The organism is Streptomyces triticisoli (assembly GCF_003270085.1).
GTDB classification, from domain to species: domain Bacteria; phylum Actinomycetota; class Actinomycetes; order Streptomycetales; family Streptomycetaceae; genus Streptomyces; species Streptomyces triticisoli.
The window spans coordinates 1-15,796 of record NZ_QFDQ01000015.1 but is presented as its reverse complement, the minus strand read 5'-3'; the positions used below and the strand labels follow the sequence as shown (position 1 = coordinate 15,796).

Annotated in this window: 13 protein-coding genes and 1 pseudogene; 9 read left to right on the top strand and 5 right to left on the bottom strand. The window is 72.5% G+C overall.

Annotation, left to right across the window (positions count from 1 at the left end):
* A complete protein-coding gene (locus DEP02_RS03340) occupies window positions 1-1,065 on the bottom strand; it encodes an energy-coupling factor ABC transporter permease (RefSeq protein ID WP_112465810.1) in 1,065 nt (354 codons plus the stop codon).
* 185 nt (window positions 1,066-1,250) lie between these two features.
* Between DEP02_RS03340 and DEP02_RS03335 the strand changes: the two genes are divergently transcribed.
* Window positions 1,251-1,616, top strand: a complete 366-nt coding sequence (locus DEP02_RS03335) for an SsgA family sporulation/cell division regulator (protein WP_112465809.1) — start codon at window positions 1,251-1,253, stop codon at window positions 1,614-1,616.
* Window positions 1,617-1,692: 76 nt separating this feature from the next.
* Here the strand turns inward: DEP02_RS03335 and DEP02_RS03330 are convergent, their stop codons facing one another.
* From DEP02_RS03330 to DEP02_RS03320, 3 genes are all read right to left on the bottom strand, one after another.
* A complete protein-coding gene (locus tag DEP02_RS03330) occupies window positions 1,693-3,363 on the bottom strand; it encodes a penicillin-binding transpeptidase domain-containing protein (RefSeq protein ID WP_112465808.1) in 1,671 nt (556 codons plus the stop codon).
* 138 nt (window positions 3,364-3,501) lie between these two features.
* Window positions 3,502-5,127 (bottom strand): penicillin-binding transpeptidase domain-containing protein, encoded by a 1,626-nt coding sequence (locus DEP02_RS03325; RefSeq protein WP_112465807.1) that lies wholly within the window; start codon window positions 5,125-5,127, stop codon window positions 3,502-3,504.
* 106 nt (window positions 5,128-5,233) lie between these two features.
* Complete coding sequence (locus DEP02_RS03320; RefSeq protein WP_198668269.1) at window positions 5,234-6,973, bottom strand: dolichyl-phosphate-mannose--protein mannosyltransferase; 1,740 nt, start codon at window positions 6,971-6,973, stop codon at window positions 5,234-5,236.
* Between the two features lie 97 nt (window positions 6,974-7,070).
* Between DEP02_RS03320 and rsmI the strand changes: the two genes are divergently transcribed.
* The 6 genes from rsmI to DEP02_RS03290 all read left to right on the top strand — a co-directional run bounded on the left by rsmI (window position 7,071) and on the right by DEP02_RS03290 (window position 12,721).
* Window positions 7,071-7,919 (top strand): 16S rRNA (cytidine(1402)-2'-O)-methyltransferase, encoded by an 849-nt coding sequence (rsmI, locus tag DEP02_RS03315; protein WP_112465806.1) that lies wholly within the window; start codon window positions 7,071-7,073, stop codon window positions 7,917-7,919.
* Between the two features lie 255 nt (window positions 7,920-8,174).
* Window positions 8,175-8,570, top strand: a complete 396-nt coding sequence (locus tag DEP02_RS03310) for a hypothetical protein (RefSeq protein WP_112465805.1) — start codon at window positions 8,175-8,177, stop codon at window positions 8,568-8,570.
* 52 nt (window positions 8,571-8,622) lie between these two features.
* Window positions 8,623-9,543, top strand: coding sequence for a TatD family hydrolase (locus DEP02_RS03305; RefSeq protein WP_112465804.1), 921 nt, complete (start codon window positions 8,623-8,625; stop codon window positions 9,541-9,543).
* A gap of 11 nt (window positions 9,544-9,554) precedes the next feature.
* Window positions 9,555-10,877 (top strand): resuscitation-promoting factor, encoded by a 1,323-nt coding sequence (locus DEP02_RS03300; protein WP_112465803.1) that lies wholly within the window; start codon window positions 9,555-9,557, stop codon window positions 10,875-10,877.
* A 45-nt stretch (window positions 10,878-10,922) separates the two neighbouring features.
* Window positions 10,923-11,831: a 16S rRNA (adenine(1518)-N(6)/adenine(1519)-N(6))-dimethyltransferase RsmA gene (rsmA, locus tag DEP02_RS03295; RefSeq protein WP_112465802.1), complete on the top strand. Its 909-nt coding sequence runs from the start codon at window positions 10,923-10,925 to the stop codon at window positions 11,829-11,831.
* The gene (locus tag DEP02_RS03290) at window positions 11,828-12,721 is read left to right on the top strand and encodes a 4-(cytidine 5'-diphospho)-2-C-methyl-D-erythritol kinase (RefSeq protein ID WP_112465801.1); all 894 of its coding nucleotides are present in this window, start codon (window positions 11,828-11,830) and stop codon (window positions 12,719-12,721) included. Before rsmA ends, DEP02_RS03290 begins: the two co-directional genes overlap by 4 nt.
* Before the next feature lie 16 nt (window positions 12,722-12,737).
* Here DEP02_RS03290 and DEP02_RS03285 read toward each other — a convergent pair whose 3' ends face one another.
* Entirely contained in the window at window positions 12,738-13,331 is a 594-nt protein-coding gene (locus DEP02_RS03285) for a Uma2 family endonuclease (RefSeq protein WP_232838933.1), read from the bottom strand.
* A gap of 157 nt (window positions 13,332-13,488) precedes the next feature.
* Here DEP02_RS03285 and DEP02_RS03280 point away from each other — a divergent pair, with 157 nt between their 5' ends.
* The gene (locus DEP02_RS03280; RefSeq protein WP_112465799.1) at window positions 13,489-15,312 is read left to right on the top strand and encodes an ABC-F family ATP-binding cassette domain-containing protein; all 1,824 of its coding nucleotides are present in this window, start codon (window positions 13,489-13,491) and stop codon (window positions 15,310-15,312) included.
* A 248-nt stretch (window positions 15,313-15,560) separates the two neighbouring features.
* A pseudogene (locus DEP02_RS03275) lies at window positions 15,561-15,796 on the top strand (outer membrane protein assembly factor BamB family protein); the annotation flags it as partial.

The window sequence follows — 15,796 nt, the reverse complement described above, 5'->3', positions numbered from 1 at the left end:
TCAGAGGGCCTGCGACGAAGGGGCGGCCTCGACGGCCTCGGCGGCCGTACGGCGCCTGCGGACCACCCAGAAGACACCGCTGCCCGCCGCGACGGTCGCGCCGACGCCGATCACGCCCGCGAGTCCGCCGGACAGCCGGGCGTCCGAGACGTCCTTCACGCCGTAGTCGGCGAGCGGGGAGTCGGCGTACCTGTGTTCCTTCTCCGCCTTGTCGATGCCGTGGTCGTGGGCGACCTTCTCCAGGCCGTCGGGGCTGGCGGAGGCGTAGAAGCTGACGAAGCCGGCGAGCACGAGGGAGGTGACCAGGCCGGTGATCCACAGCTTGTGGTGGGAGCGAGAGGCGACAGGGGCGGGCTCGGGCCGGGACGCTGCCGGGGCGTCGACGAGTTCGCCGTTCACCCGCAGCTTCAGGCGCTGCTGGAGGCCGCGCGCGCCGTACACCAGGTCCGGGCGTACGGCGATGACGGCGCCGACGGTCAGCGCGGTGATCGCGGCCTCGCCGATGCCGATGAGGACGTGCACGCCGACCATGGCGGTGGCGACCTTGCCGATCGCGACCTCGGTGGTGCCGCCGACCGCGTAGAGCAGGGTGAAGGCGACGGCGGCGGCCGGGACGGAGACGAGGGCGGCGGTGAAGGAGGCGGCCGTGACCGTGCGGTGGCCGCGCGGGAGCAGCTTCACCAGGCCGCGGAGGACGGCGTGGGCGACGACCGTGGTGACGACCGCCATGACGGTGATGTTGACGCCGAGCGCGGTCAGCCCGCCGTCGGCGAAGAGGAGGCCCTGCATGAGCAGGACGACCGAGACGCACAGGACCCCTGTGTAGGGGCCCACGAGTATCGCGGCCAGCGCCCCGCCGAGGAGGTGACCGCTGGTCCCGGCCGCGACGGGGAAGTTGAGCATCTGTACGGCGAAGATGAACGCCGCGACAAGGCCGGCCAGCGGCGCGGTCCGCTCGTCGAGCTCCCGGCGCGCACCGCGCAGGCTCACGGCGAGGGCGCCTGCGGCGACGAGTCCGGTGACGGCGGATGTGGGCGCGTTGATGAATCCGTCAGGCACATGCACCGTTCGATGATGCGGCTTGTTGCAAACCTTGTGCAAGAGCGAGGTGGTGGTGGGAAGTGTCGTCGCCCCGATGCCGGGCCGCAGGTTCGAGAAGAGAATTTCAGGAAATATGGGACATTGGGGGGAGGGTTGGTGCATGGAGTGCCCAGCTCTCGCACAGGTAACACCGCGTAAGGGGTCGTCCGATGTCGGTAGTCGAACAGTACGCACGCGCCCACATACTCACGGACGACACCCAGGACGACCAGGAGAACGTGGCCGTCCCGGTCGTCTTGCGCTACGACCCCCTGGTGGCCCCGCACGAGGTGCGGGTCGGCCTGCCCGGCGCGCGTGAGTGGACCTTCTCCCGGTCGCTTCTCGAGCAGGGCCTGCGCGCCCCGGCCGGCACCGGTGACGTGCGGGTGTGGCCGTGCGGGCGGGTGCAGGCCGTGGTCGAGCTGCACTCCGCGCACGGGGTCTCGGTGGTGCAGTTCGAGATCAGGACGCTGACCAGGTTCCTGCGGCAGACCTACCGGGCGGAGTCGCTCGTCGCGGCCGCCGTCCACGGGTGATGCCCGGCGGCCCGCCTGTGATCGTCCGGCGGCCCGTCCGTGACGCCCGGCGCCCGCTGGTGACGCCGGGCTGTGCTCAGCCGCCCGCCTTCAGCAGCGCCGCCACGATCGGGCCGGCCGTCTCGCCGCCGGTGCCGGCCGCCTGGACGACGCCCGCGGCGGCGAGGTCGCCGCGGTAGGCGAGGAACCAGCCGTTGGGCTTCTTCTGGTTGTCGACCTCGGCGGAGCCCGTCTTCGCCCCGAAGTCCGGGCCGAGGCCGGCCATGGGCTCGGCGGCGGTGCCGTACGCGGCCGTGTACTGCATCAGGTCGCGCAGCTGGGACAGCGCGGACGCGGACATCGTGCGGGACGCCGTGGCCAGCTTGCGGTTGTCGACGGACGGCGAGACCAGGTACGGCTGGTGGAAGACGCCCGCCTTGACCGTCGAGGCCACCGAAGCCATGTTCAGCGGGTTCATACGGACCCCGCCCTGGCCGATGAGCGAGGCGGCCATCGGGGCCGCCGACTGCACCGGGACCGCGCCGTCGAAGGACGGCACGCCGATCGCCCAGTCGCCCAGCGCCAGGCCGAAGACCTGCTGGGCGTGCTGGGTCAGGTCGGAGTCCTTCAGCTTCTCCGCCTGGCTGATGAAGGCCGTGTTGCAGGAGCGGGCGAAGCTCGCCTTGAAGGTGCCGTCCTTGATCTCGAACTTCTTGTAGTTGTGGAACTTCCAGCCGCCGTAGGTGAACGTCTTCGGGCACGGGTGCGGCTTGTCGGCGGAGGCCAGGCCCTTCTCGATGAGCAGCGACGCGGTGACGACCTTCATCGTGGAGCCGGGGGCGAGGGAACCCTGGAAGGCGGTGTTGAAGTTGCGGTTGCTGTTCGCCACGGCGAGGATCTCACCGGTCGACGGGCGCATCACGACCACCGAGGCCCGCTCCTTCCGGGCCACCTCCTTCTCGGCCGCCGCCTGCAGGGACGGGCTCAGCGTCGTCTTCACCGTGCCCGGCGTGCCCTTGCTCAGCTCCAGGAGCGTCCTGTCGGACAGCTTCGCCTTCTTCGACTCCTCGCCGCGGACGACGCGCAGCTCCACGCCCGCCCTGCCGCCCGCCGTCGCGCCGTACTTCTCGCGCAGCCCGTCCAGGACCGGGCCCAGCGAGGGGTACGTGGCGGTGGTCAGCTCGGCGCCGTCCCGGTCCAGGGCCTTGACCGGCGGGGTGCCGGACTCGCCGGTGACCAGGGTGTCGCCGTCCTTCAGCTCGGGGTGGACGACGGCGGCGTGCCAGTCGACGACCGGCTCGCCGTCCTTGGCGCGCCGGACGACGGTCAGCGCGCTGTCGTACGTCAGCGGCTTGCTCTGCCCCTGGTGGGAGACGGTCGCCTTCACGGAGAACGGCACCTTGTCGCCGCTGCGGGTACCCGCGGTGAGCGTGACGTCCTTCAGGTGTGCGTCCTTGGCGTAGCCGGCCAGCAGGGCGGCGGCCGCCGCGGAGTCGCTCGTCGCTGCCGCCGCCTCGGTGGGCTTGCCCTGCTGCCAGGCGGTCAGGAACCGTACGGCCGTGGTCTGCACCTCGGTCGCCGACAGCGGGCCGGTCTTCACCGCCTCGCGGCCGTCCGACGCGGCCTGCGTCCGGCTCTCGGCCTTCGCGCCGCCGCCGAACAGCGCGTAGCCGCCGACGCCCGCGCCGACGGCCACCACGGCGATCACCCCGCCGATCACGGCGGGAGACGTCTTCCGCCGCTCGGCGACGCGTCTTCTCTTGCCCACTGCGTTCCGTCCTCCGCGATTCCCCGGGGCGCCCCCACGCCCTCATCCGCCACACGCTCCTCAGTGTCAACCACCCTAGGGCCTGCCGCCGTGTCCCGGCCTGCCGGGCGATGGCGGGCGCTTTTCCCCGGGGCCTGGTCAGCCGCCCGTGCGCAGGACCGCCGCGACGATCGGGCCCGCGGCGTCGCCGCCGTGGCCGCCCTCCTGGGTCATGGCGGCGGCCGCCATGTCGCCCCGGTAACCGGTGAACCAGCTGTTGGACTTCGCCTGTCCGTCGACCTCCGCGGAGCCGGTCTTCGCGCCGATGCCGCTGCCCAGGCCCGCCATCGCGGTGGCCGCGGTGCCGCTGGTGGCGGTGCGGTTCATCATCTGCCGCAGCTGGGCGACCGTGCCCGCCGACAGCCCCCTGGCCCGGGCCAGCGGGCGGTCGTCGAGCGACCGCGGGACGATGACCGGCTGGCGGAAGGCGCCGGTCATCGCGGTGGCCGTCACCGACGCCATGTTCAGCGGGCTCATCTGGACCTGGCCCTGGCCGAGCATGTTGGCCGCGGTGTCCGGGCCGCCGGAGGCGGGGACCGAGCCGTCGAAGGACGGGATGCCGACCTTCCAGTCGTCCCGCCCGAGCCCGAAGCGGTCCTCGGCCTCCCGGGTCAGGGAGTCCACCTTGATCTCGTCCGCGTACTTCACGAACGCCGTGTTGCAGGAGCGGGCGAAGCTCTCGGAGAGGGTGGCGTTCTCGTTGGGGGCCATGCCCTTGAGGTTGCGGAAGGTCTGGCTCTGCCACACCGCCTCGTCGGGGCAGGGCGCGGGCCCGCCCGCCGTCGTGATCCCGTTGTCGATGAGTGTGGCCGCGCTGATGATCTTCATGGTGGAGCCGGGTGCGAGCCGGCCGAGGAAGGCGGCGTTGAAGCCGTCGGCGCGGTGGTTGGCGACCGCGAGCACCTCGCCGGTGGACGGCTTCACGGCGACCACGGACGACTCGGCGTACCGCTGCACGGCCTGCTCGGCCGCCGCCTGCGCGCTCGCGCTGATGGTCGTGGGCAGCTTGCCCGGCCGGCCCTTGGCGAGGGTGATCAGCGGAGTCTCGGCGGCGTTCGTGTCCTCGTGCCGGATGCTCAGCTCGATTCCGGGCGTGCCGCCCGCCTTGTTCCCGTACTTCTCCCGCAGCGCGTCCAGGATCGGCCCGAGGGACGGGTACTTGTCCTTGGTCAGCACGGTGCCGTTGCGGTCGACGGCCTCGATCGGCGGCGCCGCCGACTCACCCGTGACGAGCGTGTCGCCCTTCTTGAGCTCGGGGTGCACCACCGACGGATCCCAGTCGACCAGCGGCCGGTGCGTGGTGGCGCCGCGCACGACGGTCAGCTCGCTGCGGTAGGCGAGCGGCTTGGACTTCCCGTCGTAGGACACGGTGGCCTCGACCGAGAAGGGCACGGTGGTGCCGGAGGCCGCCCCGGGCGTGATCCGCACGTCGGTGATGTGCGCGTCGTTCCCGTAGGCACTGAGCAACTGCCCGGCCACCTCGGGGAAGTTCGTGTACGACGCGGCCGTCGCCGCCTCGTTCCTCTCCCAGGCGGCGAAGAACTTCGCCGAGGTCTCCTCCACCTCGTCCCGGCTCGGCGGACCGGTCCTCACGGGGGCCGGCCCACCGCCGACGGTCGCGCTCCCGTTCAACGCGGACACGAAGTTGTACGTCCCGTACCCCGCTCCGCCCACCAGCACGGCGAACACCCCACCGACGACGGCGGCCTTGGCCCCCTTGCGCATGACTGCGCCCCCTCCCCGTTCGAAGACCCACCGACTGTATGGGGCCGCGGGGGAAACAGTGAGGCTTGTTCTCGGATGTTGTCCGAACAGTGATCAGCCGGCTGACTCAGACCCAGGTATCCAGCCACATCCGTGAACGCCACGAGTCGATCGGGATCGACGTGCCGGTGTACAGCGGCCAGAAGTAGATGAAGTTCCAGGCGATCAGCAGGACCAGGGCCCCCGCGCCGAGTGTGCCCGCGACGCGGCGGGTGTCCGTGGAGCCGGGTGGGCCGACGAGCGCGCCGACCAGCATCGCCACCGCGAGGCACAGGAACGGCAGGAAGACCACGGCGTAGAAGAAGAAGATCGTGCGCTCCTGGTACAGGAACCAGGGCAGGTAGCCGGCCGCGACGCCGCAGGCAATGGCGCCCGCGCGCCAGTCGCGGCGGAAGAACCAGCGCCACAGCACGTACACCAGCGCCGCGCAGGCCGCCCACCACAGCACGGGCGTGCCGATGGCGAGGACCTCGCGGGCGCACTTGTCGGCCGTGTCCGCCGGACAGCCGTCCGTGCCGGGGGAGGGGGACTCGTAGAAGTACGACACCGGGCGGCCGTCGACGATCCAGCTCCACGGGTTCGACTGGTAGGTGTGCGGCGAGGTCAGGCCGACGTGGAACTTGTAGACCGCGTGCTCGTAGTGCCACAGGCTGCGCCACCAGTCCGGCAGGAAGGAGAAGAAGCCGCCCTTGCCGTCGGTCGCCGCCCAGTCGCGGTAGTAGCCGCCGGTGCCGTCGGCGGGGGAGAGGATCCAGCCGGTCCAGGAGACCAGGTAGACGGCGATCGCGACCGGGACCGTGGACAGGAACGCCAGGCCCAGGTCCCGCTTCAGCACGGCCCTGTACGGGTGCCAGGCGCCGGCCACCCTGCGGGCGCCGACGTCCCACGCCACGGCCATCACGCAGAACGCGGCCAGGACGTACAGGCCGTTCCACTTGGTGCCGATCGCCAGGCCCAGCATGAGGCCGGCCGCCCACCGCCACGGGCGCGGGCCCAGGCGGGCCGTCTCGGCCGTGTACGCGTCGGGACGGACCCGGCCGTCGGCGTCGGCCGGGAGCGCGGCGGCGAGTCTCGCCCGCGCCCGGTCGCGGTCGACCAGCAGACAGCCGAAGGCGGCCAGCACGAAGAACATCAGCACGCCGTCGAGCAGCGCGGTCCGGCTCATCACGAAGTGCAGGCCGTCCACCGCCATCAGCGCGCCCGCCAGACAGCCCAGGAAGGTCGAGCGGAACAGCCGCCGGCCGATCCGGCACAGCATCAGCACCGACAGCGTGCCGAGCAGCGCCGTCATGAACCGCCAGCCGAACGGGTTGAACCCGAAGGCCAGCTCCCCGAGGCCGATCATGTACTTGCCGACCGGCGGGTGCACGACGTACGCCGCGTCCGAGGGGATGGGGACGTCGCCGCCGGTCTTCAGGATCAGGGCGTTGGCGTTCTTGCCCCAGTTGACCTCGAAGCCGCGGTGGACGATCGCCCACGCGTCCTTGGCGTAGTACGTCTCGTCGAATATCACCGCCTTCGGGCTGCCCAGGTTCCAGAACCGCAGCACGCCCGCCACCAGCGTGACCAGCAGCGGGCCGCCCCAGCCCGACCAGCGGACCAACCGGTCGGCGAGTGTGCGCGGGATGCCGAGAGCCGCCCACAGGTGCGGGCCGGGCTGCGCGTACGGCGGCACCAGACGATCGCGAACGTCGCTTGCGGGCCCCGCCGAGTGGCCGAAGCGGCGCAGCCGCTGCTGCCACGACGGTCGCTGGTCGTACGGGGCCAGGCCCTGCCGGGTGTCCGTGGAGGACGCGGTACTGGTCACCGCGCCATCGTAGGGAACCGTTCCGTGTGAGTCCCGCGCATGGGCGGTACCGGCCGGGATGCGTCCGCCTCCCGGGGTGCTTGAGAGGATGGGACGCGTGACTGGAACCCTGGTTTTGGCGGGCACCCCCATCGGCGACGTCCAGGACGCACCGCCCCGGCTCGCCGAGGAGCTGGCCGGTGCGGACGTGGTCGCCGCCGAGGACACCCGGCGGCTGCGCCGGCTCGCGCAGGCGCTCGGGGTGACCCCCAAGGGGCGCGTCGTGTCGTACTTCGAGGGCAACGAGTCCGCCCGCACGCCGGAGCTGGTCGAGGAGCTGCTCGGCGGCGCGCGCGTGCTGCTGGTGACGGACGCGGGCATGCCGTCCGTGTCCGACCCCGGCTACCGGCTGGTCGCGGCGGCCGTCGAGCAGGACGTACGGGTGACGGCCGTACCGGGCCCGTCCGCCGTGCTCACCGCGCTCGCGCTGTCCGGGCTGCCCGTCGACCGGTTCTGTTTCGAGGGGTTCCTGCCGCGCAAGGCGGGCGAGCGGCTGAGCCGACTGCGGGAGGTCGCCGGCGAGCGGCGCACGCTGGTCTACTTCGAGGCCCCGCACCGGCTCGACGACACGCTCGCCGCGATGGCCGAGGTGTTCGGCGCCGAGCGGCGGGCCGCCGTGTGCCGGGAGCTGACCAAGACCTACGAAGAGGTACGGCGCGGCGGGCTCGGCGAACTGGCCGCGTGGGCCGCCGAGGGCGTACGAGGTGAGATCACCGTCGTGGTCGAGGGGGCGCCCGAGACGGGGCCCGAGGAGGTCGGCGCCGAGGAGCTGGTGCGGCGGGTGCGGGTGCGCGAGGAGGCCGGCGAGCGGCGCAAGGAGGCCATCGCGGCGGTCGCGGCCGAGGCCGGGGTGCCCAAGCGGGAGGTGTTCGACGCGGTGGTCGCCGCCAAGCGCGCGGGGGCGTGAGAAGGCGTGAGAGGGCGTGAGAGGTCGCCCGCAGCTGCTTCGAGCAGGACGCGCCCCTTCTGAGCGGGCGCCCCATGGGGCGGCAAAGAGCGGTCAGGGAAGGCAAAGCGACGGCGGCCGTCCGGGGGAGCCTTGGGCAAGCGACGCCCAAATCGCCTCCAACACTCGACAGGCGTGCTGCGTCGACGCGGGTGGAGGCGTCCACTGGGGAAGGAACGCAACCGTCCCTTCGCTCAGCAGACACGAGGAGCCGGCATGGGTGAGATCGCAGGGCGGACCGGCCACCGGGGCAGGGCCACCGCCGTCGTCAACGAGTCGTACTCCTTCGCCTGCATGCGGTGCGGGCACGGGTGGGAGCAGTCGTACGAGATCGAGCACCACACGGACGGCGACGGCAAGGAGTTCGTGATGTACGTGGCGGACGGCCGCGTCGTGCCGTCCCCGCTGTCCCGGCCGAACTGCGGGAACTGCGACGGGCACGTGGTCCGGATCATGCGGGCGGGTCGGGTGTCGTCCGCGCAGAGCCGGCAGAGCGGGCAGAGCCGGCAGAGCCGTCCGCGTCGGCGGCCCCCGGCCCCGGCGGACCGGCCCGAGCACCACCACTGGCACCTGTCCGACCTGCTGCACCCGTTCCACCGCCGCACGGGATGACCCGCACGGGACGACGAACGGTGACGGCATGCCCCTTCCGTAGGATCGGAGCATGTCTTCCCACGCCGACAAGAACGCGGCGCCCCCGCTTCCGGAACCGCTCCGGATACCGGTCGCCGACTCCCACACCCACCTCGACATGCAGTCCGGCACCGTCGAGGAAGGCCTGGCCAAGGCCGCGTCCGTGGGGGTGACGACGGTCGTCCAGGTCGGCTGCGACGTCAACGGCTCGCGGTGGGCCGCCGAGACGGCCGCGGCGTACGAGAGCGTGCACGCCACGGTCGCCCTGCACCCGAACGAGGCCCCGCGCATCGTCCACGGAGACCCCGACGGCTGGTCGAGGCAGGGCCCTCGCGGGCCCGGCGGGGACGCGGCGCTGGACGAGGCGCTGGCCGAGATCGACCGGCTGGCCGCGCTGCCGCAGGTCAAGGGCGTCGGCGAGACCGGGCTCGACTACTTCCGCACCGGCCCCGAGGGCAAGGCGGCGCAGGAGCGGTCCTTCCGCGCCCACATCGAGATCGCCAAGCGGCACGGCAAGGCCCTCGTCATCCACGACCGCGAGGCCCACGCCGACGTCCTGCGCGTCCTCAAGGAGGAGGGCGCCCCGGAGCGGACGGTGTTCCACTGCTACTCCGGGGACGCGGAGATGGCCGAGGTGTGCGCCCGTGCCGGCTACTACATGTCCTTCGCCGGCAACGTCACCTTCAAGAACGCCCAGCACTTGCGGGACGCCCTCGCCGTCGCCCCGCTGGAACTGGTCCTCGTGGAGACCGACGCGCCCTTCCTGACCCCGGCGCCGTACCGCGGACGGCCCAACGCGCCGTACCTCGTTCCGGTCACGGTGCGCGCGATGGCCGCCGTGCGGGGGGTCGACGAGGACATCCTGGCGACGGCGCTGGCGGCGAATACGGCACGGGTGTTCGACTACGTTCCGTATCCGGGCGGCTTTGGAGGGTGGCGGTCCCTCCGCTAGGTTCTGGCGCCGTGAAGAACTCGCCGTACGAGACCCACGAGCCGTACGCGGGCGCCGGTGTCCCCCACGACCACGACGTGCACGCCGCACCGACGCTGCCGTACGGGGCTCACGGGTCGCCGTACGCCGGCCCCTACCGGCGGCCCCCCGGCCACGAGCCCACCCAGCCGGTGCTGCCCCGCCAGGTGGGCAGGGGCAGGGGCAGGGGCCGGCGGCGCAGGACGCGGTCCACCGAGCGGCCGGAGGCGAACGTGCGCCGGCTGCTGCCGCGCGCCCTGATCGTCGCCTGCCTGGCGGGCGGGACCACGGCGTTCGTCGCCGAGGACAAGGCGATCGAGCTCGACGTCGACGGCCGGCAGCGCACCCTGCACACCTTCGCCGACGACGTGTCCGAGCTGCTGGCCGAGGAAGGAGTGCGGGTCGGCCCGCACGACGTGGTGACGCCCGCCCCCGGCACGGCGCTCACCGACGGCGACGAGATCGCCGTGCACCACGGGCGGCCGGTCCGGCTCACGCTCGACGGGCACGCGCACGAGGTGTGGACGACGGCGCGCACGGTGGAGGGGGCGCTCAGCGAGCTGGGCGTGCGCGCGGAGGGCGCCCACCTGTCGGCCTCGCGCTCCCGGCCCATCGGACGCGCCGGGCTCGCGCTCGACGTGCGCACCGAGCGCTCGGTGACCGTGATGGCGGACGGCCGGGCGCGCACCGTCCGCACCAACGCGGCGACCGTACGGGAGGCGGTGGAGGAGGCCGGGATCACGCTGCGGGGCCAGGACACCACGTCCGTGGCGCCGGACAGCTTCCCGCGCGACGGGCAGACGGTCACCGTGCTGCGGATCACCGGGAGCCGGGAGGTGCACGAGGAACCCATCCCCTTCGCCGTACGGCGCACCGCCGACCCCTCCCTGTTCACGGGGACGGAGGTCGTCGAGCAGACCGGGGAGCCGGGGGTGCGCCGGGTCACGTACGCGCTGCGCACGGTCAACGGCGTGCGGCAGCGCCCGCGGCGCCTGGAGTCCGAGGTGGTGCGCGAGCCGCGCACCCGGATCGTGAAGGTCGGCACCAGGGCCCACCCGCCGTCCGTGCGCGGCGCCGACGACCTGAACTGGGAGGCTCTGGCCCGGTGCGAGTCCGGCGGCCGGCCGGACGCGGTGGACCCCTCGGGGACGTACGGCGGCCTCTATCAGTTCGACACGGAAACCTGGCACAAGCTCGGCGGCAGGGGCTGCCCCCAGGACGCGTCGGCGGAAGAACAGACCCACCGGGCCAAGAAACTGTACGTACACCGGGGCGCCGGCCCCTGGCCCCACTGCGGCGACCGACTGCACGCCTAGCGGGCGTGGCAACCACGCTCCCCGCACCCCCGTACCCTTGTCGCCGTGAGCAGCCCCACCCCCGACGCCCTCCTGGGCCCCGCCGACATCCGCGAACTGGCGGCAGCCCTGGGCGTACGCCCCACCAAACAGCGCGGCCAGAACTTCGTGATCGACGCGAACACGGTCCGCCGTATCGTCCGCACCGCCGACGTCCGCCCCGAGGACGTGGTCGTCGAGGTCGGTCCGGGGCTCGGCTCCCTCACCCTGGCCCTGCTGGAAGCCGCCGACCGCGTCACCGCCGTCGAGATCGACGACGTACTCGCCACCGCGCTGCCCACGACCATCGCCGCCCGCATGCCGGACCGCGCCGGCCGTTTCGCGCTGGTGCACTCCGACGCCCTGCACGTCACCGAACTGCCGGGCCCGGCCCCCACGGCCCTGGTCGCGAACCTCCCCTACAACGTGGCCGTCCCGGTCCTCCTCCACATGCTCGGCACCTTCCCGAGCATCGAGCGCACCCTCGTCATGGTGCAGTCGGAGGTCGCCGACCGGCTCGCGGCAGCGCCCGGCTCGAAGGTGTACGGCGTGCCGTCCGTGAAGGCCAACTGGTACGCCGAGGTCAAGCGGGCCGGTGCCATCGGCCGCAACGTCTTCTGGCCCGCGCCGAACGTGGACAGCGGACTGGTGTCCCTGGTCCGGCGCACGGAGCCGGTCAGGACCACCGCCACCAAGGGCGAGGTCTTCGCCGTCGTCGACGCGGCCTTCGCCCAGCGCCGCAAGACCCTGCGGGCCGCGCTCGCCGGATGGGCCGGGTCGGCGGCGGCGGCGGAGGCGGCCCTCGTCGCCGCCGGGGTGTCACCGCAGGCGCGGGGTGAGTCGCTGACCGTGGAGGAGTTCGCGCGGATCGCCGAAGCCGCATCACCGCGGGGGACGACCCCCGCACCCCCGGAAGAGGAGCCCAGGAACCAGTGAGCGTCACCGTCCGCGTCCCCGCCAAGGTCAACGTCCAGCTCGCCGTGGGCGCCGCCCGTCCCGACGGCTTCCACGACCTGGCGAACGTCTTCCTGGCGGTCGGCCTGTACGACGAGGTCACGGTCGCCGAGGCCGACGAACTGCGCGTGACCTGCACCGGCCCGGACTCCGGCCAGGTCCCCCTGGACCGTACGAACCTCGCCGCCCGCGCGGCCCTCGCCCTCGCCGAGCGCTACGGCCGCAGCCCCGGCGTCCACATTCACATCGCCAAGGACATCCCGGTCGCCGGGGGCATGGCGGGCGGCAGCGCGGACGGCGCGGCGGCCCTGGCCGCCTGCGACGCCCTGTGGGGGACGAACGCTCCCCGCGACGAACTCCTCGGCATCTGCGCCGAGTTGGGCAGCGACATGCCGTTCGGCCTGGTCGGCGGCGCGGCGCTGGGCACCGGGCGCGGGGAGAAGCTGCGCCCGCTGGAGGTCGGCGGCACCTTCCACTGGGTGTTCGCGATGGCCGACGGCGGGCTGTCCACCCCGGCGGTGTTCCGCGAGTTCGACCGGCTGAACGAGGGTGTCCGCATCCCGGAGCCGGCCGCCTCCGAGGACCTGCTGGCCGCCCTGACGAAGGGCGACGCCCACGCGCTCGCGGGCACCCTCTCCAACGACCTCCAGCCCGCCGCGCTCTCCCTGCGCCCGTCCCTCGCGGACACCCTCGCGGCGGGGCGAGCGGCGGGGGCCCTGGCCGGGCTGGTGTCGGGGTCGGGGCCGACGACGGCGTTCCTGGCGGCCGATGCGGGGGCGGCGGCCGCGGTGGCTCAGGCCCTGCTCGCGTCGGGGACCTGCCGGGCCGCCCGGGTCGCCGAGTCTCCGGCGGCCGGGGCGACGGTGGTGTGAGGGGCGGCGCGGGCGGCTACAGCTCGTCGATGGCCGTGAGGTCGATGTCGATGGCGTAGGGCTTGTCGACCTCGATCCGATTGCGGTGCATGCCCATGTGGACATACCCGTGGGTGAGGGGGTCGAGTTCGTAGACGTGGACGAGCGGGTTGCCGCTGGTTCCGTCACGCTCGACGCGCCAGAAGTTGGGGATGCCGGCGGCGGCGTACTTCTGCGGCTTGGTCGTGCGGTCGCGGGACTCCGAGTCCGGCGACACCACCTCGATGGCCAGCAGCACGTCCGGCGCTTGATAGCTTGTTTGATCCGGTCCGCTGACCGCATCGGCCAGGACCACGCTCACATCGGGCTCCGGACCGTTGCGCCGGTCGAGGACAATGGTCATTTCCCGCTTCACTTTGAACTTCTTCGGAATGCTTCGCCGGAGGCCGCTGACCAGCAGGTCGATCACGTCTGCGTGGAAGTTGCGCTGCGGACTCACGATGACGAGGCTCCCGTCGATCAGCTCGGTGTGCGGCGGGAGATCGGGCAGTGTGAACAGGTCGTCCACGGTGTAGCCGTCCTTGGGCGGCACGTGCCACCGGCTGTGCTGCGTCACGGACTCGGCGGTCATGGTTCCTCCCATGGACGGGATCCTGTTGCCTGCCTTCCACGGTAGCCGCCATATTCCGATCACGTCATCACAAAGAGTGACCCTCCCCTCGCGCGCCGCCCCCACCTCCGCAGGCCCTACGCTTGAAAGCTGACCGACCCCGCGCAGCAGGAGTGAAATGGCCGTCAACCTGGTCAATGTCGAGAACGTCAGCAAGGTGTACGGCACCCGTGCCCTGCTCGACGGCGTCTCGCTCGGCGTGTCCGAAGGGGACCGGATCGGGGTCGTCGGGCGCAACGGGGACGGCAAGACCACCCTCATCCGGATGCTGGCCAGGCTGGAGGAGGCCGACACCGGGCGGGTCACGCACTCGGGCGGGCTGCGGATCGGGGTGCTCACGCAGCACGACTCGCTCGACCCCGCGGCGACCGTGCGGCACGAGGTCATCGGGGACCTGGCCGACCACGAGTGGGCGGGCAACGCCAAGATCCGCGACGTACTGACCGGGCTGTTCGGCGGGCTGGACCTGCCCGGCTTCCCCAAGGGGCTGGACACCGTCATCGGACCGCTGTCCGGTGGTGAGCGGCGGCGGATCGCGCTGGCCAAGCTGCTCATCGAGGAGCAGGACCTGATCGTCCTGGACGAGCCCACCAACCACCTCGACGTCGAGGGCATCTCCTGGCTCGCCCAGCACCTGCGCGAGCGCCGCTCCGCGCTGGTGTGCGTCACCCACGACCGGTGGTTCCTGGACCAGGTGTGCACGCGCATGTGGGACGTACAGCGCGGGACCGTGCACGAGTACGAGGGCGGCTACTCCGACTACGTCTTCGCCCGCGCCGAGCGTGAGCGCATCGCCGCCTCCGAGGAGGCCAAGCGGCAGAACCTGATCCGCAAGGAGCTGGCCTGGCTGCGCCGCGGCGCCCCCGCCCGTACGTCCAAGCCGCGCTTCCGCGTGGAGGCCGCCAACGAGCTGATCAAGGACGTTCCGCCGCCGCGGGACAGCAGCGAGCTGATGAAGTTCGCCTCCTCGCGGCTGGGCAGGACGGTCTTCGACCTCGAGGACGTCACCGTGCAGGCCGGGCCCAAGGTGCTGCTCAAGCACGTGAACTGGCAGCTCGGGCCGGGCGACCGGATCGGTCTCGTCGGTGTCAACGGCGCCGGCAAGACCTCCTTGCTGCGGGCCATGGCCGAGGCCGCGCGGACACAGGGCGAGGAACAGCCCGCGGGCGGCCGGATCGACGTGGGGAAGACCGTGAAGCTGGCCTACCTGTCCCAGGAGGTCGCCGAACTCGACCCCGACTGGCGGGTGCTCCAGGCCGTGCAGCGGGTGCGCGAGCGCGTCGACCTCGGCAAGGGGCGGGAGATGACCGCCGGGCAGCTGTGCGAGACGTTCGGCTTCAACAAGGAGAAGCAGTGGACGCCGGTGGGCGACCTGTCCGGCGGTGAGCGGCGGCGGCTGCAGCTGCTGCGCCTGCTCATGAGCGAGCCCAACGTCCTCTTCCTCGACGAGCCCACCAACGACCTCGACATCGAGACCCTCACCCAGCTCGAGGACCTCCTCGACGGCTGGCCCGGCTCGATGATCGTCATCTCCCACGACCGCTTCTTCGTCGAGCGCACCACCGACACCGTGTACGCCCTCCTCGGCGACGGCACGCTGCGGATGCTGCCGCGCGGCATCGACGAGTACCTGGAGCGGCGACAGCGGATGGAGCAGCAGGCCGCGGCCGCCGCGGCGGCCCCGGCGCCCGCCGACGAGAAGGCCGTGCCGGAGAAGAGCGCCGCCGAACTGCGCGCCGCGAAGAAGGAACTGCAGAAGATCGAGCGGCAACTGGACCGGATCTCCGAGAAGGAGACCGTGCTGCACGCGCGGATCGCCGAGCACGCCACCGACTTCGCGAAGGTCGCCGAACTCGATGCCGAGCTGCGTGCGCTGACGGGCGAGCGGGAGGAGCTGGAGATGCGCTGGCTCGAACTCGCCGAGGACGCCCAGGGCATGTGAAGGCAGGGTGTGAGGACGGGGGCGTGTGAACGTGGGCGCGCGCGCCGCGTGAAGGGGGCGTGAAGGTGCATAACGAGCGCGTCACGGGCCGGTCCTCCCTTGGGAACAGGGACCCACGCGAGCCGGTGGACTGTTATGGGTGGGTGATAGGAAGGAGCTGTCCGTGACATTTCGGAGTACGGCTCTGGGTCCATCGCGTGCCTCAGGGCGTGGCTAAAAATCAGTGGATTGAGGGGGGAACGGCGCTGATGACTCAGCCGCCCAACCAGCCGCCGCGGGGCGGCTTCGGAGCACCGCAGGACCAACCGCCGCAGCCGCAGCACCAGTCGCCGCAGGACCAGCAGTCCCCGCAGCAGCCGCAGGCCGGTGGCTTCGGGCCGCCGCCCCCGCAGACCCCGCCCGCCCAGGGCGGCTTCGGCGCCCCCCAGAACCCGGGCCAGGCCATGCCCCCGCCCCCGGCCCAGCCGCCGCAGTCCCCGCCCCC

Bases quoted from the DNA above. Each gene is read 5' to 3' on its own strand.
- DEP02_RS03280 (WP_112465799.1), top strand. From the start codon at position 13,489: ATGGCCGTCAACCTGGTCAATGTCGAGAACGTCAGCAAGGTGTACGGC.
- DEP02_RS03285 (WP_232838933.1), bottom strand. From the start codon at position 13,331: ATGACCGCCGAGTCCGTGACGCAGCACAGCCGGTGGCACGTGCCGCCC.
- DEP02_RS03335 (WP_112465809.1), top strand. From the start codon at position 1,251: ATGTCGGTAGTCGAACAGTACGCACGCGCCCACATACTCACGGACGAC.
- DEP02_RS03310 (WP_112465805.1), top strand. From the start codon at position 8,175: ATGGGTGAGATCGCAGGGCGGACCGGCCACCGGGGCAGGGCCACCGCC.
- DEP02_RS03305 (WP_112465804.1), top strand. From the start codon at position 8,623: ATGTCTTCCCACGCCGACAAGAACGCGGCGCCCCCGCTTCCGGAACCG.
- DEP02_RS03325 (WP_112465807.1), bottom strand. From the start codon at position 5,127: ATGCGCAAGGGGGCCAAGGCCGCCGTCGTCGGTGGGGTGTTCGCCGTG.